13 protein-coding genes are annotated in these 23782 nt (G+C 36.3%); 5 read left to right on the top strand and 8 right to left on the bottom strand.

Features of this window, described 5'->3' with window-relative positions:
* Nucleotides 1-41: 41 nt before the first annotated feature.
* Nucleotides 42-1307: a threonine ammonia-lyase gene (gene ilvA / locus ACWGOQ_RS21265; RefSeq protein WP_452059780.1), complete on the top strand. Its 1266-nt coding sequence runs from the start codon at nucleotides 42-44 to the stop codon at nucleotides 1305-1307.
* 176 nt (nucleotides 1308-1483) lie between these two features.
* Here ilvA and ACWGOQ_RS21260 read toward each other — a convergent pair whose 3' ends face one another.
* The 8 genes from ACWGOQ_RS21260 to ACWGOQ_RS21225 all read right to left on the bottom strand — a co-directional run bounded on the left by ACWGOQ_RS21260 (nucleotide 1484) and on the right by ACWGOQ_RS21225 (nucleotide 7865).
* Entirely contained in the window at nucleotides 1484-1873 is a 390-nt protein-coding gene (locus ACWGOQ_RS21260; protein ID WP_452059781.1) for a hypothetical protein, read from the bottom strand.
* A 90-nt stretch (nucleotides 1874-1963) separates the two neighbouring features.
* The gene (locus tag ACWGOQ_RS21255) at nucleotides 1964-2506 is read right to left on the bottom strand and encodes an acyl-CoA thioesterase (protein ID WP_452059782.1); all 543 of its coding nucleotides are present in this window, start codon (nucleotides 2504-2506) and stop codon (nucleotides 1964-1966) included.
* Nucleotides 2507-2520: 14 nt separating this feature from the next.
* A complete protein-coding gene (locus tag ACWGOQ_RS21250; RefSeq protein WP_452059783.1) occupies nucleotides 2521-2886 on the bottom strand; it encodes a DUF8785 domain-containing protein in 366 nt (121 codons plus the stop codon).
* Nucleotides 2887-2910: 24 nt separating this feature from the next.
* Complete coding sequence (locus tag ACWGOQ_RS21245; RefSeq protein WP_452059784.1) at nucleotides 2911-4065, bottom strand: serine hydrolase domain-containing protein; 1155 nt, start codon at nucleotides 4063-4065, stop codon at nucleotides 2911-2913.
* Complete coding sequence (locus tag ACWGOQ_RS21240; RefSeq protein ID WP_452059785.1) at nucleotides 4062-4406, bottom strand: hypothetical protein; 345 nt, start codon at nucleotides 4404-4406, stop codon at nucleotides 4062-4064. The genes ACWGOQ_RS21245 and ACWGOQ_RS21240 overlap by 4 nt, the downstream gene beginning before the upstream one ends.
* Before the next feature lie 10 nt (nucleotides 4407-4416).
* Nucleotides 4417-5808 carry a DNA recombination protein RmuC gene (locus ACWGOQ_RS21235; RefSeq protein ID WP_452059786.1) on the bottom strand — a complete coding sequence of 464 codons (1392 nt, stop codon included), beginning with the start codon at nucleotides 5806-5808 and terminating at the stop codon, nucleotides 4417-4419.
* Between the two features lie 72 nt (nucleotides 5809-5880).
* Entirely contained in the window at nucleotides 5881-6345 is a 465-nt protein-coding gene (locus ACWGOQ_RS21230; protein ID WP_452059787.1) for a DUF5063 domain-containing protein, read from the bottom strand.
* A gap of 50 nt (nucleotides 6346-6395) precedes the next feature.
* A complete protein-coding gene (locus tag ACWGOQ_RS21225) occupies nucleotides 6396-7865 on the bottom strand; it encodes an immunoglobulin domain-containing protein (RefSeq protein ID WP_452059788.1) in 1470 nt (489 codons plus the stop codon).
* Between the two features lie 790 nt (nucleotides 7866-8655).
* On the opposite strand from ACWGOQ_RS21225, the gene ACWGOQ_RS21220 reads away from it, so the two are divergent.
* The 4 genes from ACWGOQ_RS21220 to ACWGOQ_RS21205 all read left to right on the top strand — a co-directional run bounded on the left by ACWGOQ_RS21220 (nucleotide 8656) and on the right by ACWGOQ_RS21205 (nucleotide 23777).
* Complete coding sequence (locus ACWGOQ_RS21220; protein WP_452059789.1) at nucleotides 8656-11205, top strand: TonB-dependent receptor; 2550 nt, start codon at nucleotides 8656-8658, stop codon at nucleotides 11203-11205.
* 3 nt (nucleotides 11206-11208) lie between these two features.
* Nucleotides 11209-16932 carry a fibronectin type III domain-containing protein gene (locus tag ACWGOQ_RS21215; protein ID WP_452059790.1) on the top strand — a complete coding sequence of 1908 codons (5724 nt, stop codon included), beginning with the start codon at nucleotides 11209-11211 and terminating at the stop codon, nucleotides 16930-16932.
* Nucleotides 16933-17074: 142 nt separating this feature from the next.
* Complete coding sequence (locus ACWGOQ_RS21210; RefSeq protein ID WP_452059791.1) at nucleotides 17075-21682, top strand: hypothetical protein; 4608 nt, start codon at nucleotides 17075-17077, stop codon at nucleotides 21680-21682.
* Nucleotides 21675-23777: a fibronectin type III domain-containing protein gene (locus ACWGOQ_RS21205; protein ID WP_452059792.1), complete on the top strand. Its 2103-nt coding sequence runs from the start codon at nucleotides 21675-21677 to the stop codon at nucleotides 23775-23777. The genes ACWGOQ_RS21210 and ACWGOQ_RS21205 overlap by 8 nt, the downstream gene beginning before the upstream one ends.
* The last annotated feature ends 5 nt before the right edge of the window (nucleotides 23778-23782 follow it).

The following is a 23782-nucleotide window of genomic DNA, read 5'->3' as shown; positions in this document are numbered from 1 at the left end:
CTCAGACTGGCAAATGCTTTAAAAATATAATTGAAATAATAGTGAATACTGAAGTGACAACATATTTTCCAGAACTAGAGGATATACAACGAGCAGCCTCTGTAATTAAAGAGGTTTCTATGGTTACTCCTTTGATGAATAGTATTCGATATTCAAGAAAATATGATGCAAATATTCTACTTAAGAGAGAAGATCTTCAACGAGTCCGATCATACAAGATCCGTGGAGCATTTAACAAGATAAATTCTTTAACTAAAGAACAATTGGCTAAGGGAGTTGTATGTGCTAGCGCAGGGAATCACGCACAAGGCGTAGCTTTTGCTTGTCATCATCTGGGTATACAAGGAACTATTTATATGCCATCTGTTACACCAAAGCAGAAAATAGCACAAACCAAAATGTTTGGTGGAGCATACGTAGAAATTGTTTTGGAAGGGGATACTTTTGATGACGCTTCCAAAGCTGCAAAAGAGGCTTGTGTGACGGAAGGAAAAACATTCGTACATCCATTTGATGATCCTAAAACTATCGAAGGTCAAGGAACGATAGGATTGGAGATATGTAAGCAAGTGGACCATCCTATTGACTATATTTTTGTTGCTGTAGGAGGAGGAGGTCTGGCGGCCGGTCTTTGTGGAGCTATGAAAGCATTATCGCCCAAGACCAACATCATCGGGATAGAACCAGAAGGAGCACCTTCGATGTTGACTTCTATAAAAAAAAACAAGAATACAGAGATTTTTGATATTGACAAGTTTATCGATGGAGCGGCTGTTCAGAAAGTAGGTGACCTAAACTTTGATATTTGTAAAACATATTTGTCAGATATGATTACCGTTCCCGAGGGATTGGTATGTCAGACAATTTTAGATTTATATAATAGGGATGCTATTGTGGTAGAACCAGCCGGAGCTTTAACGCTAGCTGCTTTAGAGTTTTATAAGGATAAAATAAAAGGCAAAAATGTGGTATGCATTATTAGTGGTAGTAATAATGATATTACCAGAACTGCAGAAATCAAAGAAAGAGCATTGTTGTATGCCGATCTTAAACATTATTTTATTGTTCGTTTTCCGCAGAGAGCCGGAGCCTTAAAACAATTTGTTGGTGAAATTTTAGGTCCCAATGATGATATCACTCATTTTGAATATTCTAAAAAATCAAGTAGAGAAAATGGTCCTGCAGTGGTAGGAATCGAACTCAAAGATAAAAACGATCTGCAACCACTAATTTCCCGAATGAAGAAATTTAATTTTTTTGGTGATTATCTCAATGATAAACCAGACCTGTTTCAGTTTTTGGTGTAACCCCAAGGTATAAACGTCATTGATCTTAACTCAAAAAAGAAACTAATTTTTAAAACTAAGTCTGCCCAAGTGTTGCACTCAGTTTGTTGAAATGTAAGTAGAACTTCAGCTTTGGCTAATCATTAGCTGTAGAAGAAGAATTCTAAGCGCAGTCTAAGGGTCGAATCTTCGGATAACTATTGCTGCAAAAGCCCATCAGCAATCCAATCTTCCACAACATCAATAGTCACTTGTGGTAATCTTCCTCCTTCTTCTGGCGGAGGCATTACGGTATTAATACCCATAGTTGCAACTCTGTTGAATAGGCCTCGATTATTTACAGCATCCACTACCTGATCATAGGTTGTTAGCATCATAATTGCACCTTGATCCAGTGGGTCTCCGTGACATTCTATACAATTTGTATCAATAATTGACTTCACATGAGAGATATAGGTAGAAGTTTGCTCTGGAATGGGGTCGGGATCAATGATCACCTCAGGTTCTGTAATACCTTCGTCACTGCCACCGCAACTTAGTAAAATAATCGTGCAAAAAACAAATACTAGGCGAATTGGGATTTTCATAGCTTTTTAATTTTTCTTTAAATATAACAAATATTAGCGTCAAGTATTTGATTGATACTATAGCAATAGAACGTAGAGAATTTAGATTAATTATAAATCTAATTTTATATTATATTTTTCTAATGATTCGAGATGATCTTCCAGCTTAAATTCTGATGCTTTAAATCGATCTTTTCTAGCTTTTGCATCATCTTTTCGAATAATACTTCTAACAAAACGACGCACTGCTGTTTTATTCTCTAAAACCAACCCTGGCACCGGGATACCTTTTCCCTTGTCATCTTTTGCCACCATGGTAAAGTAACTAGAGTTACAGTGTTTTACTTTGCCTGTCATTATATTTTCTGACTCTACCCGAACGCCAACCACCATAGACGTTGTACCTACATTGTTCACAGATGCTTTCATAGTTACCAGTTCACCAACTTCAATAGGTTTCAGAAAATCTACTTTGTCCACACTAGCTGTAACACAATATGCTTCAGAGTGTTTGGATCCACAAGCAAAGGCAATCTGATCCATAAGCGACAGAATATATCCACCGTGTATTTTTCCACTAAAATTAGAATGTGATGGAAGCATTAATTCCGAAATAATAACCCTAGATTCTCTTGCCGTCTTATATTTTTTCATAAATAACTTTTTTATTACTTTCTGAAATGTGGTGATTCTTCTTCTTCTACATCAATAACAAAATATTTGGTATCTCCTAACCATAAAATAGTTGCAAACCTTTCTTTATATTTCAATTTCACATAACTACCTTGAAACTCTTCTAGTTTTTTAATAACTTCTTTATTTTTGTCCTCTACTGAAAAACTAAAGATCTGAGCACCCGAAATTCCTTGACTGATTTCTCCTTCCCAAGTTTTAAACACTACACCTTTATTACTGAATTTGATGAGTTCTCCGCTTCGGACACCTTCACTATACTTGGCAAAGTAGATTATTGCATACCAAATGGCAAAAAGCAAGGTGATTACTAAAATGATAATGGCTAATATTTTTTTCATAGATAATGTGTGTAGTTGGAAATTTTAAAAAGCTGCATATACTTTGGTCACGAACTCGTCAATTTGACTTGGTGCTAACCATCGGGTCACAATAACGAGGTTTTGTTTTTGATCAATTACACTAAAATTACCTCCAAAACCTGCTGCATAAAATAAATGTTCTGGTAAGTCTTCCCAATGGTGATTTCCTTTTTGATTGAGCCACCACATTAATCCGTAGTTTGAATTAGCATCTGATGGTTTGATAGCTTCTCGTATCCAATTTTCTGAGATGAGTTGTTGATTTTTCCATCTGCCATCATTCATAAATAATAATCCAAAACGGGCGTGATCTTTTGTGTTAATGAATAGTCCACCGCCAGAATGACCACCACCACTAACTGATTGCATATGAATACCATCAATATTCATCCAAGAGTTATCATATCCATACCATCGCCAGGTTGTGGAGGCGCCGATGGGGTCCATAATTTGTTCTTTCAGGATTTGTGGTAGAGGTCTTCTCCAAACCTGTAGTAAGGAATAAGCTAATACATTAACTCGAACATCATTATACTCAAAAATAGTTCCGGGATCATTCAATGTTCTAAATTTCCAATCATCAATACCTCCATCTGCTGGCGGGCGATCTGCCCAATCATAACCACCCCATAATTGTCCTGACCAATCAGAAGACTGTGTTAATAAATGTCGCCAGCTTATTTTTTGATTATGGCTGCCATCATAGGTGTGATCCCAAACATAGTTGTATGCAAAATCATCAATGGAATGAATTAAATTTTGATCAATAGCTAACCCAGCCATCGTTGATAAATAGCTTTTGGTAACACTAAACGTCATATCCACACGATCTATATCACCCCATTTTGCAATGATAAATCCATCTTTGAGAATCAAACCGGCGGGAGCACCTCTTTTTTTAGTAGGCCCCAATATCTGGTGATAGGGTTCACTTTCGAAACCTTTTAGGATGGCTTGTCTCAGATCTTTCGACCCGGAATATTCATTTTCCTTTGCATACTGAACGGCTTCGTTAAGTTTTGTAGTATTTATCTTAAATTCTGAAGGACTTTTTTCTTCCCAGTTTTCGCGGTTGGGAAAATAGACTTGTTGTGCTAAACTAATCTCAGCCGTTAACAATAGTAAAAAGAATACAATGAATTTGTGGGGGCTTTTCATTCGGTCGAGGATTTTGTTTTGATTACTTTTTTCATCAACAATAATACACCAATAGCAAAGGCTAATGAACCAAAAAAGGAAAGGATATTGATAGCAGAAGATAAATAGGTATAAGATTCACCTTGCCATTTTTCGTAAAAAGCAAGCTGAATAAATATTACTTGATTTATTACTATAGAAATAAATATAATGCTATTGCCAATTAAAATTAGGATACCATCCGTTTGTGTTCCCATTTTTATCAAATAGTATATACTAATAACAATAAAAAACAGCGTTGGTATGGCATATGCAAGTCCCATTAATAATTGTACAATAATTTGAGAAAAATCTGAATTCATAGTAGTAAGGTTATAATTGATGATCATCAGAAGCACGTTTTATAATTGCTTCTGGAAGTGATTTTTTCGCTTTAGCTCCCATTTTTTTTAGCTTTTCTACACTACTAATTAAATTCCCTCGTCCTTCAACCAGTTTATTCATAGCTGCAGAGTAATCCTTTTTAGCATCATCGATCTTTTTGCCAACTCCGGTGAGATCTTTTACCAATCCCTCGAACTTATCATACAAAGCGCCCGCTTGTCGTGCAATTTCGATGGCGTTACGTTGTTGCTTTTCGTTATTCCACATGGTGTCGATAGTGCGTAAAGTAGCTAACAGCGTCGCAGGTGTTACAATTACTATGTTTTTTTCAAAAGCTTGATTGTACAGTTTGTTGTCTTCATTGATAGCGATAGCAAACGCAGGTTCTATTGGTACAAATAGTAGAACGAAATCAGGAGATTCTATATCATATAAATCCTGATAATTTTTTTCTGAAAGTTGATCGATATGACGTTTTAGTGCAATGATGTGTTCTTTTAAATGGGTAGCTCGTAGAGTGTCATCATCTTCATTTACATAACGTTCATAAGCGGTTAGCGTTACTTTAGAGTCGATTACCATTTTTTTACTGTCAGGTAAATGAATGACCACATCTGGTAGAACTCGTTGCCCGTCAGCTTTGGTAAAACTTTGCTGTACAAAATATTCCCGGTCTTTCTCTAATCCTGATTTTTCTAATACACGCTCTAAGACCAATTCCCCCCAGTTTCCTTGCATTTTGCTATCACCTTTTAGCGCTTTAGTAAGGTTGGTAGCCTCTTTACTCATCTGTTCATTTAAATCTTTAAGACCCAAAATTTGCTGTCGTAAAGCTGCGTGATAGTCGATGCTCTCTTTGTGTGTTTGTTCTACTTTTTTCTCGAAGGTATTGATTTTTTCTTGTAGCGGGCTAAGGATATTTTTAATATTCTCTTTATTCTGCTCTGTAAATTTATTAGATTTCTCATCCAAAATCTTATTCGCCAGATTTTCAAACTCTTTGGTGAATTTTTCCTGTAGCTTTTCTACTTCGTCTTTTTGTTGTTGATTTTTGAGCTGCAAGTTTTCGAACTCTGTATTTCTACGGGTAAGCTCGGTATTAAGGAAATCTTTTTCTCTACGAATTTCTTCTCGTTCGTTAGAAATTTCCGTAAGTTGTTTTTCTAACGATTGCTTATAGGTTTCTTGTTGTTGTTTGGTGAATTCTAATTGCTGATCGGCAGCTTTTTTGGCTTCTTCAAACTGCAGTTGTAATTGATTGGCACGTTCGTTTAATGTACTTTGATCACTTTTGCTTTTAAGTGAAGCCACGTATTTACCTATAAAAAAACCAATTATAATTGCTACTACTGCAACGATAAGCAATATGTATTCTGACATGTAATTTTTGTTTATTCAAAGATAAAGATTTAGCAACTATAAGTCGAAAAGATATACAGGGAAATACTTAAATTATAATTGCTCTTCCAGATCTTTTAGGGTCTTTAGCAGATTTACCAGATGTCGTTCTGAATGATGACGCATGATAAAATCAAAGTACCAAATAGCATCTATCGTACTGGTATTTTGAAATCGCCATTGAACCTCCATTAGATCTTTGATAATATCAGATAGATCATCATTCGCATCACCAAGTCCATTATCAGGTTTTGACATTTCAAAAGGATCCAAAATCATCTGATAAAATCCTAATTCAGGAAAATTAGAGCGTATGGTATTTGAAATTTTTTCAAAATTAAATTCAGGAGCTTCTGGATATTCTTTTTCATCTTCCAACACGTTTCCTTTTAAAGTAAGGTATTCCTGATATAGGGATATTAATGATTTCTTTAAAAAGAACTCTTTGTTTTCAAGAGGTAATTTTGGAGTGGTTCCCCACTGAATGATTGGTTCTATTATATTTAGTAGCTGATGCAAGGTTTTGTTTTTATGTGCATCTAAAATATTAAATTATAACGATATGTGTTCTAAAGTTTATAAAAACTTACGCATCCGCAGGTGGTACCTGTACCGGGTGGTGATGGTGCACCTCCGGAGCCTGTAATGACTCTATTTTGAAAACCTGCTAAAGGTGAAGTGCTTGTAAACAAATAGCTATAGGTACCATCTCCGTTAGTAGCCATTTTTAGTGTATGACTTCCTAAGTTTAGCCCTGGTATACTAGCATAAGGTACATTTTGTATCCATATCTCATATTCAAACGCAGTTCCTGTATTGTTCTGCACTTGTAGTTGATATGAGTTACCCGGTCCAAATTGACCGTCATCAAAAAAGTTAACGATCATATCGGTAGTGGGAGTTCCAGTGGGTGCAACAGTTGTTAAATTACCTGGGTTCACTCTGTATGTTATTCTTCTGTTCGTAATAACAGAACAAGATCGAATAGTGAGTATAACTTCTGTTCTGGTAATACTGGTATCACAACCTGTACTTATTGTACTGCGGGCTTCTGCATAATAACTACTTGCTGCGGTTGGTGTATAACTAGTATTTCCTGCTAATAATAAAGTGCCGCCGGTTGGAGCATCATACCAGTCTGCAGTTTCGCCTGGATTTACGGTTACGGTTAATGCAGGAATTGTAGCGCTGCTGCAAACATTCTGATTACCGCCGCTAGTCGGAGGATCCGGAGCTGTATTTACGGTTACATTTGTAGATTCTGTATTAGAGATCGTTCCGTCAGAAATCGTTACGGTATATGTATACATACCTGTTGCCAGTCCGGTAATTGTAGGGTTCTGAGCGGTAGAACTAAAAGAGTATCCCAATGGTCCTGTACCGGACCAAGAAAATGAAGCGCTTCCGCTTCCTGCTCCAGAAGGATTTGCTAAAAGATTAAGAGTTTCTCCAACGCAAATAGGGCTATTTGATGAGGGAGAAACATTTAGGGTTCCTCCACCATTGTTAAGTTCTTCAAATGAATAATCGGCTCCCGCGCCTCCATTACAGGTAGAGTAAATTGCTGTTCCAATTTGTATACGTTTTGCTGCACTACAAGGTCTAGAGGTGTCTAAACTACCACCTGATTCTATGACTACAGATGCCCCTGCTGGAAACGCTAAAGTAACATTAGATGTCCAGGAAGCATACCCTCCGTTGGCAATAATCCATAAAGAAGTATTAAAACTGGAAGTATTAGCCACGACCAATGTATCTGTTCCTGCAGTGGCATCTCCAACGGTCAAAGAATTAAAATTGTTGGTGATATTCGCAGAAATCGTTACAGAAAAACCTCCTTGAACAAAAACATCATTCGTTCCAGCCAGCTGACCAGGATATGTGGTTGCCGGAATCCATGCAGCCCCATTATAAACTTCCCAAATACCAGCTGTTGTCCAATTTCCCGAAGCTACCGACCTGTAATCATTCACGGATTGAGAATAACTTGCTTGGGTAAAAAATAATAATATAAGGACTCTAAGTAGTGTTTTTATCATAAATAGTGTTTTCAACTTCTAATACTATAACAATTTACTGGGTAAAACTCCTTTGATCTATGTGGTAAAAATATTCTTCAAGCATCTGGTTTTTATACATACGAAAATTTTAATGTGTTGGTTTTATTTTAACTAAAAAGCGAACACAATCGATTTTTGATGTATTGGTTTTACATTTCTTGGTAAAACTACTTCGTTAAAAATAGGTGGAAAATTTAAAAGGTAGCATTGATTAAAAAAGCATATGCTTTATAGTCTTGTTTTTTATGCAATTCTCAAAAAAAAATATTTTGTCATATATTAATTTTTTAGGGTATAAGATAGGTGAATTTCACAAAAGATCAATGTCTTACTTTATAACTTTCGGTTTTGGGATCTAAACAAATGTAATGAAATAACTTTAAAAAAGATACTAGAGAGGATAATGGCTGATTACATCTATGGTCTTACTTGCAGCTATTGTTAAAGTATGATTCGTATCAAATTGCAATGTTCTACTAATGTCAGTTTCCTCCTGTTTTATTGTCTTAGGTTCATTTACTTCGCTAAAATTTGCTATATAAATGTTTTTTGACTTTGCTGCTTCATTTTTATTAGTGTCAACACCAGTCACTAGACTACTTCACCGCTTCAATAAGCAAATCAAAGCAGAGTTTTTTTAAAACCCCTGAAAACCGTGAACTCTAAAATTCTCTTTTAATTTAATTTTGACTCAGAATAGAAGAAGTTAACAATATGACAACGATTCGAGTTGAAAAATAGTATAAAAAATGAGGTTTAGCAGAGGGATATGGGAACAAAGAAAGCTTTGTTGCCAAAAAGTTACGATGTGAACCTGAAAATTAAAGAGGAAGATTACTTGATGAGGATAATACTATTTTGTGGTTTTTTATTATTAAATGTTACAGTTGCTTTTACTCAGGATTTGGGTCAGATTGGAAAGGCTAAATTATTTAAACTAACTGGTGGGGTAGCAGCCAACGCGGTATATTATGAAGGAATGTCTAACAGAGACCCATTTACTTATATTTTGTCGGGTAATATCAACCTGAATATCAGCAATGTATATAATATTCCGTTTTCATTTTCGTATTCTAACCAAAAATTTGCCAGTAGCAATCCGTTTTCTTTTAACAGACTAAGTATGCATCCATCTTATAAATGGGTAACAACGCATATCGGCGATGTGAGCATGAATTTTTCTCCTTATACTTTAAGCGGTCATCAGTTCACAGGGTTTGGCTTTGATCTAACTCCTGGAGGAAAATGGAATATTAGCGCTATGTATGGTAGGTTATTGAAACAATCCGAATACAATGAAGATGACCCAAATTCGCAACCAGCATTTAAGAGAATGGGATATGGACTGAAAGCAGGGTATGCTTTCGAAAAATTCTCCCTGGGAGCAATTTTTTTCAAAGCTTCAGATGATCAGAACTCTATACAAAACCAGGTCCCTCTCACTTTCGAACTTCAGCCGAAAGATAATGTTGTAGTTAGTTTAGAGGGTAATATAAAGCTGTTAGACAAAGGTCAGATCCGGGCAGAAGCAGCGTTATCTACAATTACTGAGGATATAAATGCTACTGGAGAAGAAACCAACCCAGGTATCTTTTCTTCTTTGTTAAAAACCAATATTACTACCAATCAATATAAAGCATATAATTTGGGATTCTCTTATGCCGTTGGACAAGGAACGGTAGGGGTAAATTATGAATATATCGATCCTGAATACCGTACATTGGGGGCGTATTTTTTTAATAATGATTTGGAAAATATAACGATCAATGCTACACAAAATGTTTTTGACAATAAAGTAAGTATTGTATTTAACGGAGGATTGCAGCGCGATGATCTAGATAATGTAAAGAGTACACAGCTACAGCGTGTAGTTGGTTCGATAAATGTAACATACAATGCTTCAGAAAAATTAAATCTATCAGGGGGGTATTCTAACTTTCAATCGTTTACTAATATAAAGGATCAATTTGATTTTATAAACGAAGTATCTCAGACTGAAAATCTGGATACATTGGATTTTCAGCAGATTTCGCAAAATGCAAATCTTAATGTCAATTATATTTTGAAAGATACGGATCGCAAAAAACAAAATTTAGGAATGACTTTGTCATATCAAAATGCAGTAAATAAACAAGGAGGGAATACCTTAGAGAACGGAAAATCAAACTTCTACAATGGTAATGTATCGTATTCCATAGGATATCCTGCGAACGATTTGAATGTGTCCACATCTGTCAATGTTAGTTATAGTGCGGTTGGAGTCGAGAGTGCTACTACCTATGGTCCTATCTTGTCAGTAAACAAGAAATTTTTTGACAAGCAGTTGAGGACCAATGGTTCTGTGAGCTATAATCAAAGTCAAGTGAATGGGACAAAACAGGGAGAAGTTACCAACATCAGATTAGGGAGTAGCTACAGCTACAAAAAAAAGCATAATTTTAGTCTTAATTTGCTGTCTCAATTCAAGAATGGTACTACTTCAAACCAAAATTTCACAGCGACTTTCGGGTATAGTTATATTTTAGACAAATTTAAACCAAAAATTAACTTTCCTAAACGAAAACCTAAAGCAAGATCATCCAAAAAGAAAAACAAAAATAGAAAGGATAGTAAAGAAACAGTGAGTTTTCGCTACAGAGATTCTCTATACGCAGGTACGCTACCAGAAGTGAATATACAGTTGCAAAAGATACAGAACCATCCGCGATTTGATTATATGCCTACTTATAAAAAGGGAGAGCTGGCTATGTTACGACAAATAGCCGAGGATGAAAAGCATGCAAAAGAATACAAACCGAAAGCCTTAGAATTCCTTAAAGAATTATACAGTTATGAAGATTTCCTGGCTGGCTATGAGCGGTTAATCTATGAAACGATGATGGAATTAAAAAGAGATATGAATCGTTTAGATTATGCTTTTGAAATGGATTTTGTAAAGTCTAAGGTTAAGGTAGATCAACATAAATTGCATTCCATGACCTCGGATAATAGAACGAATACCTCTGAGAAATTACAAAAAGAATATCAGGAGGCTGTCAAAAATAACGAAACTGCTTTAGCGCGTTTAATAGGACATCGATGGATGCTTATCTATGTTATGAAGTATAACACATTAGAAGATATCAGAAAACCAGATCGATATTTGAAAGAAGTAATGGAAGTAGAAAAGGAAAATATTTTCAAGATGTGGGATCGAGATGAAGAACAACAAAGAATACAATTATATATCATAACCAAGATTATTGATTTTTATTTCAAAGAATCAGTGCACCATACGGATCCTAATAAATTTGAATTAAAATATATCGAAAAGAAATAAAATATGAGAAAGTTACTATTTGTCATTTTTGTACTATCTGTAGGTTTAGCTCAGGGAATTGCTCAACAATTTCCAATTACCGTTATTCCTCAGATCGCACAGCCTAGCCCTGTTAATTTTAGCAATTATTCGGATGCATCCACGTTAAATAGTCCCATACAGTTAAGGCTTTTACTTAACGATATCACAGCAAATAATGAGCAGATACGTTTAAAAATCTCCTTTGAAGGAAATGGGATCTCTTTCGAAAGTAATGAATTGGTGATAGGAGCCGAGCCTCTTTTTATTGATGGAGGAACACCACTTGAATTAACAAATACAGAGCTCGCCCCTTATTTTGAGTTTGAGAATATAAGAGGGATTAATCCGAATACCTATGGTGCTGCCATTCCAGAAGGTAGTTATCGATTCTGTTTTGAGGTTTTTGATGCCGTGACTGGAAATAGATTGGCTTCAAAAACTTGTGCTACTACCTATATTTTCAGAAATGAACCACCGCTACTAAATTTGCCTTTAAATAAAATCAATATCGAACCTACAGAGGTAGAAAATATTGTTTTTCAATGGACACCAAGACATATTAATGTAAGTAATGTAGTGTATGAATTGAGTATCGTAGAGATCTGGGATGATACGGTAGACCCGCAAACAGCATTTCTTTCTTCAGTTCCTGTATTCGAAACGACAACACGTTCTACAACTTTTATTTACGGTCCTTCTCAACCATTGTTGCTAACAGGTAAAAGGTATGCGTGGAGAATACAGGCAAAGGCACTGCAAGGAGCAGAAGAAATAGGGTTATTTAGGAATGAGGGGAAAAGTGAAATTTATTGGTTCTCTAAAGTAAACCCTTGTGAAGCGCCATTTAACGTATATGCAGAGGCAAAAGGAACTAATAAGATTAATGTTTTTTGGGAGGAAGATCTCAATAAATATAAAGAATATGCTATTGCTTATAGAGAGGCCAACAAACCAGGTGCAGAATGGTTTACGATGAGAACCAATAGTGGATGGGCTACTATTTGGCACTTAAAACCCGGTACAACATATGAAGTAAAAGTGCTTGGTACGTGTAAGTTTCAGGATAGTAAATTTTCTGAAATACAAGAAGTAACCACCGCAACTGAAGAAGATAGTAGCTCGGATTATAATTGTGGAATTGTTCCGGATGAAGTTGCTATTTCTAACCAAAATCCTCATCCAGGACTAAGCGTTGGAGATAGAATTACTGCGGGTGATTTCGTAATTACATTAATAGAGATTGAAAGTCAGAGCAATGGTATTATTTCTGGAAAGGGGTTTGTACGTGTTCCATATCTAAAGTATGCACGTCTTGCCGTAAACTATGAAGGTGTATTGGTCAACACCGATAATCAGCTTGCTCAAGGAGAAATAGTCACAGTATATGATGAGAATTTTGGTGATGGTACTGAGATAACCGTAGATGTAGAGATTGACCCAATTGATGTTATCACTGGTGACGAAGGCGAAATTACTACAGTAACAGTGGATTATGACATTGATACTATAGAGGTAAATGACAATGGCGGATGGACCATTACCGGAAGTGATGGAGAGGAAGGTACACTACCCGGTGGAGAAGATTATGTCATTACAGATAGTAATAATGATACCTATATTGTATCCGAAGACGGAACGATTACTCAGGGTGATATGGCTACTGGTGGTGCTGTTACAGCAGACACTACGAATGGAGCAGATAGTGATGGTATTTCAGAAATACAGCAGGTAGGTGTAACCATAGAATTCATAGCATCTGGGAAATATAGTTTTGATAAAATACATTCAGACGCTAGTACCTCTCTAGCATCCCAGTATCCAACCGTTACCTATGGGGATAAGGTGTATCCGATAGCGTTTAAGGCAGTGTCCAAGTTGAATGGAGACGACACTATCAAAGCAAAAGTCACCTTCGAAAATGATACCTATACACCAAACGATATTATTTTTAAGACGAAAGAAGGAATCTCTGTACCTGCCACATGGAAAGATGATGGAAGTGAGGTGACCCTTACTTTAAAACAGACTTTTGATTATGCTATAGAAGATATAGTAGCAACAGTTGTTACAAAAGAGGATGAAAATAAACAAGATATAATAGGCACTTTTAAACTAGTACATCTTGGGGCAGACGTATCTGATATTGATCTCATAATTGTACCTGTCAACAATGCAAGAATTGAAAATGGATTAGAACGCAAGATCAATGAAATTTATAATAAAGCAGGAGTTAACTTTAATACCAGAATTGCGGAGACGCTAGAGGTTCCTAAAAGTATCTGGGATCAGAATGAAAATAATTCGTTGGATATAGGAGATAGTAGTGTATTATCCTACTATACAGAAGAAGAAAATGCTATTGTCAAGTATTTTAAAGAACAAGATAGATACGAAGCTACTAAGTATTACATGTTTATTAGTGATCTGCCGGTTTCGGATTCCGATACGAATGGTTTTATGCCACTTAAAGGACAGTTTGGGTTTGTGTTTGATACATCAGATCAAGGAAAGATCGCTGCGCACGAGTTAGGGCATGGTGTTTTTGGGCTGGAACATCCCTTTACAAAATACGGAACTCCAGAAGGTACAACGGATTTCCTAATGGATTATGGAGGAGAGACCGCATTGTCTCATATGGATTGGAAAAAGATGCACGCACCCGGATTACAGCTATATTGGTTTCAAGGAGATGAGGATGGAGCCAGCGGAAGAAAAAAGCTAAGTAAAAAAGAAAAAATGCTTGTAGTTCTTGAGCACCTAAAGAAAAGTTACAATGATATTGATGAAGAAATTCCGTGGACTGTTTTTTTAAGGGAAACTAGTGGACGAAGCACAACATATTCGTCTTTAACGGGAGCATATGACTTTCCGATAAAAGACAATAAAAACCTCAAATTCTATCTAAAAAATCAACCTAGTTCCTCTATTTCTAAAATTAAAATCCTCAAAGGTGGAGAAGATTTAAATAAAAAAGATGGGGCAAATATCACTTATGAGCTGCAAGTAACAATAGACAATAGTGCTGATGATTTCATATTTGAGTTTGACCACCATGATGAACTGGAGGCTTTTTGCAACGAGATGTTGATCGGCAGGGACCAAGTATATACTAAATCCAATCAAAGTGAATTTTCAAAAGAAATTATTGCATACCTCCAAGATGAAAAATTTCCTAAAAATGGAATTACTGGAGTAACTGATTGTAATAATTTAGATGTTTATTTTGCAGAAATACCAGCGGACTATTTAGCAAATTTTGACGATGCGCAACTGTGGCTCGCGATGGGGAGTTTATTGGATTGTATAGTGGATGATAAAGGCACCTCAGAAGAGCAAGCATTGCTTACCATCATCAAAGCTTTAGGAGAAAAAAATCCAAATTTCTTTCTGAATAATCTGATAACAAAAGGTGACGATGGTAAAAACCTATTTGGAAAACTTTATTCCAAAATGGATAACTGGGGAGGAGCTGATAATTTCACCAAACTAATAGATGAAATTTACAGTATTTGGAAAAAATCGGAATTTGCGGTTGAAGCTGTTTTGGACGTTCCTTACGAAAGTGAAAAAGCTTTAGGGTTTTATGTAAGCGACTATGACCTGTTCTATGATGGAGAGACTTCGATTAGATTAATGAAAGAGGTTACCTACATCAACCCACGTCCTGGAACTGGAAATAATGACGGGATAGTGACTCAGAATCAACTTTTAGGAACCTATCATATCTACCAACCAATAAAACTAGTGAAATACAAAAACATCACTAGCCCTGGGTTTGATGTAAAATCTGGAAACATCCCGATTTTTGTATTACAAGCAATTGCACAAAACTACACAGCTAGTAACACAGATCGTGGAGCTAACTTTGCTTTTGATGCGGCATTAACAGTTTCCGGAATCGGTAACATTGCAAAACTAAGGCATTTGTCAAAGCTCGGAAAGCTTAAAAACTTAGTTCAAGGTCTGGAAGGAGTGGATGCTTTATTATCCACAACAAACTTGTTGCTCAAGTATTCTGGGTTTTGTGAGAAACCAACAACCGAAGGAAGAAAAGGATTTTGCGAAAAATTAGGTTTGTTTGGTGATGTCATGGGTTTAGCAAGCGGTTTTGGAAGTGCCACGGTTAGGATAGCTGAAACAAGGAAAAGAGCAAACGATCTTTTGGAAGATATTGAAAAGAACCCAGAAATCATAACAGATGCTGATGACCTGTACCTTATCAGAAAAGGTCTTATAGATATAATCCAAGGAGGAGATTTAACAGCCTTGCGAAAAGCTATTAATAGGGATCTAATCTTACGTGAGTTTACAAGCTTGGAAAATTTTGCACTTACAATGTCCTCACTGGAGCTCCTGTTAAAATACGCTGATAGTTGTAAGGAAGACGGAGTGTGTAAAGAAACCCTTTTCTTTTTAGGAATTATTCAAAAGGGTATAAAGGTGAAGGGTCTTAGTCAGAAAATTGCCAACCAAGCTAAAGGACTCAGGACGGCAATAGAAAAGAATCCGGCTGCTTACTCAGACGATTCGACCAAAAGAAAAAGCTTGTTGGAACAGTTGGAAACGACAGTATTTATAGGAGCCCTTGAAAGCACACCTTCTTTAAAAATAGCATTAGCAGACCCAAACAATAGTGCTTTGAAAAGACGATTCGAACAAGCTTCCTTTAGTAAGAAAGCTGATTTGTCTCGTGCTTGGAATGCTTTAGAAAAATTTCCTCGTATTCAAACGTATGAAGGAGGAAGAAACCTAGAAGTTCTTACGTCAGTCCACAACCGATTTAACTATTCCAACAAACCTTCGTATGAGGGGTTAAAGGAACTGTTCAGCGGTAATGCCAGCAAACAAAAGTTAATTGATGGACTAAAACAAGCTAATGATGTGTTCCCCGCAGATCTCCCCATTACATTTAGTGGGATCAAAAAAGGAGAAATCATCATCTCCAATGATAGAAATGGAAAAGGTGATGAAGTAGCTCGCTTTGTCGATGGAGTTCTGGAGAAAAGAAAAGTAATTCCTGATGATGAGGTTTCCCAGTATCAATTTGTAAAAAAGTATGACGAACAGTTTGACATCCATAAAAAAGGAGATCAGGTTGGATTTAGACAAAAAATAGATACTTATAAGAATGTTAGTTATGATGAGTTTATTAGGTCGGTAAGAGATTTTAGCGGTGGAAAAAATACTGAACTATCAAAAAAAGCTTATCAATTATGGGGTCAAGAAAACTGGAAAGATTTAGAAACATTGTTTGTCTCAAACAAGCTAAATGGCGAATGGCCTCCTTATAATGGATTTAAGTCAATTACCAAAATAGAAAAGGGAACATCTTTGGCAGGAAGATTATACGATAGATTTCAGGAAAGCCCAGAGTTAGGGGGGTCTTTTGCAAGTCCTGTTTTAAGTGTTTCTGAAGGGATCAACAATTATGTTTTTACTCACGATTCGAGAGCCTTAAAAGGAGTGCCTAAACGTGGCACGTATCATATTGTTTTTAGAATTAAAGAAAGTGTGCCGGCGAACCTTGAGTTTTCTCAGGGAGAAGCAATTCCTTGGTTTGGATATGAAGGAAAAGCTGAACAAATAAAATCCTCAAAAAAATTCGATGAAATAAAAGAACACGTCGAGATTGTAGAGATGCAATTATATAATGGTTCTGAATGGAAAGAGATGAAATTCAACGGTAATGAATGGGTAGAGAATTAAAAATAGTTTATTAAATCACTGTTTTCAGTGTGTTATAGAAACACTGAAATTAATACTATTGTACTCTAAATATTGATGGAGTTTAATAAAGTCTTAGAATACAGATTAGGTTGTTTTTTTAAAATAAAATAGGAAGGTTATAATGATAAAAATTAAAAGGATATTTTTTAGAAACCAAGTAGCTTTTATAACAGTATTTCTTATCAATATTGTACTCTGCTATGGTACGCCAGATAGCATCTTGGATACTGATAACAGAAATTCAGAAGTCTCTAAAAAAGATTCGAAACCCAAAACCGAAGAGACATTACCAGCCAAAACCTTTCGAAAATTCAAATCTCTCGAAAAGTTCAATACTCCGGTTCGCAAGCCAAAATCTGTAGCTGCTACAGTAGAAGAAGGCTTTGATTTTATTACAATAGACTCCTTACAAAATAGAAAATGGCTTGAAATGGCCGAGGAAACATTTGCTAAAATTGAAGAAACACAAAATTATATAGATCAGTTAACCAGTGATAAGCTGTCGCAGTTACCAGTCGCTATATCACCCAAAACTATTAGCAGTACGAAATATACAGTAGGAATCGCGAAGGCAGTATTTACTCCGTCTGTAGCCGAACTTACTGTTTTTCTCAAAGTAGAAACTGCAAGAGGTATATTGATATTAGGTGCAGAGGACATAAAATTATCTCATGACGGAGGAATTGTAGGTGATGCAACACTAAATCTTATTTCTAAATTTAATATAAACATTAATCAAGGTAAAATACTATTATCGCTTAACGGTAGTTTTAATGATCGTAAAACCTATGCAACCATTGACTGTGATGGTTTTAAGGAATTAGGAATTGATGCAGACGTAATTTTTTCCAGTGATTTAATTTTTCCTGTAAATGAAGATGGTAAAAAAATCGATGCGAAACAAGTTACTGCAAGCGTAAAAACTACGATAGCAGACTGGAACGATTGGGTTGTTAATATCTCATTGCCAGAATTTGGAGTCAAAGGATTAGAAGGAACAACGTTTCGTTTGAATACTGCAGTATTGGATTTTAGTGATCTTAGAAACGATGATGCAGTTCCTGCGGATTACATCAATACTTACTATTCTAATAATCCTACTCTTTGGAGAGGAGTATATGTAGAAAGTCTGCAAGTTGTATTACCCAAGGCTTTTAAAAAAAATAACAGCACTAAAAGAGTAGCCTTTACAGGAACCAAAATGATTATTGATGATGCTGGAGTAACGGGATCTTTTGAAGGGAATAGTGTACTGTCGATTGACGAAGGTTCTGCGTCAAAATGGCAGTTTTCTCTAGATTATTTTAAAATAGAATTACAAAGAAATACGCTGATCGATGGAGAATTTAACGGAGAGATGGTTCTTCCGGTTTCTAAAGTAGGCAGAATACAGTATAGTGCTTTTATCCAACCAGATGAGTATACATTTCAAGTTTCAAAGACCGAAGGGTTAAGTTTTGATGTCTGGAATGCTAATGTTGATTTAACGCCTGATTCTTATATAGAGATGAAGATTGAAGACGATGTATTTCGTCCGATGGCTACATTGCATGGTTCTGTCTCCATAGCTTCCAATTTAAAAAAAGATGATAATTCAAACGGAGATAAAACAGTAGATTTTAAGGGGATAACGTTTGAGAATATGGTTCTGCAAACCGAAGCTCCTAAGTTCTCAGTATCATATTTTGGGTATCAGGGAGAACAAAAACTCGCAAATTTTCCAGTAAGTTTAAATGAAGTTGGATTACGTCTAAAGGGTGAAGCTGCAGAGTTGGTGGTGGATTTTAGTGTTAACTTAACCTCAGAAAACGATGGAGGTAACGGAGGAGGTTGTAAACTGGCCATCAAAGCAAAATTAGAAGACGACAGCGGTCGAGAACGCTGGAATTATGATGGGATTGATCTGGAACGTCTTAATGTGAAGATGGAAGTTGCTGGATTAGAATTAGAAGGAGCCATTTTTATTTTTGAAGATGACCCTGCCTATGGAAAAGGGTTTGCCGGAGCTGTCGGAGCAAAATTTACAATGGGTATGGAACTGGATGTCGAGGCCAAAGCTTTATTCGGACGTACAGATGAGTTTAGATATTGGTTTGCAGATGCTGGCGTAACCTTGCCAACACCTATACCTATTTTTACAGGATTTGCCATTAATTATTTTGGCGGTGGTTTTTACAATCGTATGAAAATGGCAGGAATTGATCGAAGTGCAAATGGAACTTTTGAGAATATAGGAACTTCTGTTTCTGGGGTTATTTATGAGCCTAGTGCACAGAATAATTTTGGTATGAAAGCGTCTGTAGGGATCATTACCCAAAATTCAGAAGATCTTTTTAACGCTACTGTAGAATTGGGAATGTCTTTTCGTCGTTCTGGAGGGTTAGAGGAGATTTATTTTAAAGGTGAAGGGAACTTGATCTCAAGCATACCGAATTCATTTTACGATAGATTGACAGAAAAACTAGCAATCTTAGCAGATGGCGAAGATGCATTGGTTCCGGCATACCGTCCCGAAGGTCGCATTGCTGCCAACGTGTTTATCAAGCATGATTTTACCAATAAGGTCTTTCATGCGACCTCTGAGTTATATATCAATTTAGGCTTTTTAAAAGGGATTGGGGATAACGGAAGAGCAGGATGGATGGATTTTTATGCGGCACGGGATACTTGGCATCTATTAATAGGTACGCCCGAAGATCCTATAGGAACAAAAATGGATCTGGGAATTCTTAAAGAAGAAACCCGAGGATATTATATGACCGGACAGGATCTGCCTGGAAGCCCGCCACCTCCACAAATGGTAGCCCAACTTTTAGGGGTAGATGCCGCAAAACTTGAGTATACAAGAGATTTGAATAAACTAGATTCAGGTACCGGAATGGCGATGGGAATGCATTGGGCGATGACTACTGGAGATCTACGGTTTCTAATTTTTTATGCACGGTTTGATGCTGGGTTCGGATTTGATATTATGCTAAAAGATTATGGAGAGGCTCATTGTAAAGGATCATCAGAGCAGATAGGAATGGATGGATGGTATGCTAATGGCCAAGCGTACGCCTATCTTCAAGGTAAGGTTGGATTAAAAGTTAAGCTATTCTTCAAGACAAAAAAAATAGATATTTTTTCTGGTAGTGGAGCAGTTTTAGTACAAGCTCGCCTACCTAATCCGGTTTGGCTTCGTGGATATTTTAAGGGGCGTTACAGTGTTTTAGGCGGTTTGGTCAAAGGAAGTTTCAGATTTAAAATAGAATTGGGAGACAAATGTGAAGTAGTAGGAGAAAGCGCATTAGATGGTATCGTAGTGATTGGAGATATCGTCCCTAAGGAGAATGCAAGCGATATAGATGTGTTTTCTGTACCTCAAGTTGCGTTCAATTTACCTATTAATAAAGTATTTGAATTACCTGATGACGAGGGTGACCATCGTTACAAGATAATGTTAGATAAGTTTGAACTATCCAAGGGAGGGAACAAACTACCTGGAGCAATCGAATGGAATGACAGCAATGATTCTGCGACTTTCTATTCTCATGAGGTGTTACCTCCATCAAGCGATTTAAGGGCGATAGTTCAATTGCATTTTGAAGAATGGATCAATGGAAGATGGGAAGTAATACAAAATAACGGAAAACCTGCAAACGAGATTAAAGAAGTAACTTTTACTACAGGAGTGGCACCTGAAACTATCCCATTGAGTAACATAGAATATATGTATCCTGTATTGGGACAGAAAAATTTCTTTGTGAAAGAATATAAAACAGGATATGTTAAACTAAAAAGAGGGCAATCGTACCTGTTCGATGCGGTACCTGGTTGGAAGAAAGAAATAGTATTGAAAACTACTACAGAAGAAAAACAAGAAGAGTTTCAGTATAATGCAGCGAATAAGCAGCTTATGTACGACCTGCCTAAAGGTGTAAATACAGCAACGGACTATCTGGTGCAAATATCGCTAATGCCTCCTGATAGTGAATCAAATAGCAATGTATCAGAATCGTATAGCACTAGAAATCTTGGAAATGATAGTACAGGAAATGATGCAGAGATACGCTCCAGAACAATTGATCAATTGTCAGTAAATGGCGAAGAACGCGAATTGCTGAGTTATGAGTTTAGAACCAGTAAGTATACCACTTTCCAAGCTAAGGTAAATCGGATGGATAAAAAGCAAGATTTGTACAGGCATTTGTCTCCATATGAATTAATACTTCAGCAGGATATTGTCCCGGATGAACCTTTTGACCTTGTAGATTTGGTAGGGAATCGTTATTCAGGTAACAAGCCATTGGTTGTAGCCCAGGCGCAGCTGAATAATAAATATTATAAAAGCTATATCTACCCATTGTTATATAAAGAGTATCCGCTAGCCGATATGATTGAAGTTACAAGAAGTACAGATGGTGTTGGAGTTCCACCCGTGGAGGCAGTAGAGCCAGTAACGTCTTATATCACTTACTTAGAAAATGGAGTTTTTGATACTGAGAATTTTAACCCTTATAGTTATAATCTCACTTCTTATTATTATCGCGATTATCTGGATCTGAGATATCAGCTGATTCTAAAAGAAGATACTTCCTTATTACAAGAATATCCTCAATTGGTTTCAGGTACCTTTCCTTTTATGAGAAAAGGAGATTACAGAACGAAATGGAATTACAAATTACCAGGTCAATTACAAGGTCAATCAGGAAAAACTATAAACTATTATAATCCTCTTTATGAGTAAAAATTTCAACCATATTATTTATAATCTAACGTTCTTGTGCTTATTCGTTTCGAATGTCTATGCTCAAAAACCTATAGGCGATGTGGAACCAGCTATAGAGGTAATAGGTTTTGTAGGAAAAGAAAATATAAAGCTTCGATGGGCTCCTAATACACCATTGGCCTGGAAATATGCAAATCAATATGGGTTTTACATAGAACGTCAAACAATTGTAAAGGAGGGCAAAATACTCACTACGCCTATCATTCAAAGGTTGCATGTAATGACAATAAAGCCAAAGCCTATGGCAGAATGGGAGCAGCTAGTAGAAGATAATGACAATGCAGCCATCGTTGCTCAAGCGATCTACGGAGAGGATTTTGAAGTGGAAATGGAAGAAGGAGGCAATGGCATGTTAACGATTCTCAATCAGGCACAAGTGTTAGAACAACGTTTTGCTTTTGCTTTATATGCTGCTGATCAGGATTATGAAGTAGCTAAATTTTCTGGATTAGGCTATGTTGATAACGATGTAAAGCCTGGAGAACGCTACTTGTATAAGGTTTTTACTGAAGTGCCAGAAGAAAAAATGAATATTAAATTCGGAGGGGTATATGTAGGATTGCAAGATTATAGAGAACTACCAAAACCACAGGAGTTTGTAGGAGTTTTTAAAGATAAAAGTGTAATGCTAAGTTGGAATTATAGGCTCCTAGTGCGTGATTATAATAGCTATGTATTAGAGAAGTCAGCAGATCTTGGGCAAACTTTTGTAAAAGTGTTGAATGTACCAATTACTAATTTGAATAATAATAAGGAGCAAGCGGCTAGCCGAATGGTATATATAGATAGTCTTGCTCAGAACAATAAGGAATACCATTATAGACTAAAAGGAATTTCTCCATTTGGTGAAACAGGTCCATATTCGGATGTCTTAGTAGGAAAAGGGGTAAAAGGAAATTATTACAACCCTGCAATCCTCAAGGCAGATATATCAGAAAATCAAAAGAGCGTAAAAATCGTATGGGAGTTTCCTGAAGAGGGTAAGGAAGGTTTGTCTCATTTCGAAGTTCTTAGAGCAAACGAAATAAAAGGAAACTACGTATCGATACAACAAAACATACGTAAAACAAGTCGGACACTACAGCTTCAGGATATACAGCCGATAAGCTACTATAAAGTAGTTGCGGTCGGAAATGATGGATCCAGAAGAGAATCTTTTCCCTTTATGGTACAACCCGATGATGCCACTCCACCAAATGATCCAAAGGGATTAACAGGCAAAATTGATACTACAGGTGTTGTAACATTGCAATGGGAACAGAATACAGAACCAGATTTATTAGGATATCGTGTTTTTAGAGCGAACCTAGAGGGCGAGGAATTTACTCAAATTACGTTTGCACCTATCAAAGAAAACAAAGTTATTGATAGTATTCCGATCAAAACTTTGGTTAAGAAAATTTACTATAAAGTTCAAGCCTTTGATAAACGATATAATCCTTCTGGTTTTTCAGAAATATTAATGCTTAGGCGTCCTGATATTATACCACCAACGCCTCCGGTATTTTCTAAGTTTAAAGTAGAAGATAACGAGGTTCGATTGCAATGGGTTCCTAGCAGTAGCGAGGATGCTGTAAAAACAATCATTTATAGAAAAGAAAAAGGTACAGATCAAGATTGGCAATTAGTGACTGATCAGGATATTTCTCAGACTTCTTATGATGATACCACTATTCAAGAAAATACTACCTATTTGTATACCGCAATAACACAAGATGATACTGGGTTGGAATCAGATCCTATAAACCCATTACTTATTATTGTGCCAGAGGGTAGGGTCAAACCTACTATAGATCGTTTTACAGGGGTAGTAGATAGAGAACAGCAAAATATTATGCTCAATTGGAAATATAAAGAAAAAGGTATAACAGAGTTCTTGTTGTTTAAAGCCCAAGGGAATGAACGTCCTGGTTTATATAAAGTATTCAAAAATCAGGAACAAAAATTCACGGATACGGATCTGATAATCAATACTAATTATCAGTATTTACTGCAAGCAACGTTTGCATCAGGAGTAAAATCACCTCTTAAAAAAATTGAGGTAAAATACTAAAAAAT

The sequence above is a fragment of the Aquimarina ulvae genome (assembly GCF_053613295.3).
The sequence above is the reverse complement of the archived record's forward strand: the minus strand, read 5'-3'. Positions and strand labels throughout refer to the sequence as shown.

What these genes read in the sequence shown, in the direction of transcription:
- ACWGOQ_RS21260 (WP_452059781.1), bottom strand. Translation starts at nt 1,873, where the DNA reads ATGAAAATCCCAATTCGCCTAGTATTTGTTTTTTGCACGATTATTTTA.
- ACWGOQ_RS21255 (WP_452059782.1), bottom strand. Translation starts at nt 2,506, where the DNA reads ATGAAAAAATATAAGACGGCAAGAGAATCTAGGGTTATTATTTCGGAA.
- ACWGOQ_RS21250 (WP_452059783.1), bottom strand. Translation starts at nt 2,886, where the DNA reads ATGAAAAAAATATTAGCCATTATCATTTTAGTAATCACCTTGCTTTTT.
- ACWGOQ_RS21245 (WP_452059784.1), bottom strand. Translation starts at nt 4,065, where the DNA reads ATGAAAAGCCCCCACAAATTCATTGTATTCTTTTTACTATTGTTAACG.
- ACWGOQ_RS21240 (WP_452059785.1), bottom strand. Translation starts at nt 4,406, where the DNA reads ATGAATTCAGATTTTTCTCAAATTATTGTACAATTATTAATGGGACTT.
- ACWGOQ_RS21235 (WP_452059786.1), bottom strand. Translation starts at nt 5,808, where the DNA reads ATGTCAGAATACATATTGCTTATCGTTGCAGTAGTAGCAATTATAATT.
- ACWGOQ_RS21225 (WP_452059788.1), bottom strand. Translation starts at nt 7,865, where the DNA reads ATGATAAAAACACTACTTAGAGTCCTTATATTATTATTTTTTACCCAA.
- ACWGOQ_RS21220 (WP_452059789.1), top strand. Translation starts at nt 8,656, where the DNA reads ATGGGAACAAAGAAAGCTTTGTTGCCAAAAAGTTACGATGTGAACCTG.
- ACWGOQ_RS21215 (WP_452059790.1), top strand. Translation starts at nt 11,209, where the DNA reads ATGAGAAAGTTACTATTTGTCATTTTTGTACTATCTGTAGGTTTAGCT.
- ACWGOQ_RS21210 (WP_452059791.1), top strand. Translation starts at nt 17,075, where the DNA reads ATGATAAAAATTAAAAGGATATTTTTTAGAAACCAAGTAGCTTTTATA.
- ACWGOQ_RS21205 (WP_452059792.1), top strand. Translation starts at nt 21,675, where the DNA reads ATGAGTAAAAATTTCAACCATATTATTTATAATCTAACGTTCTTGTGC.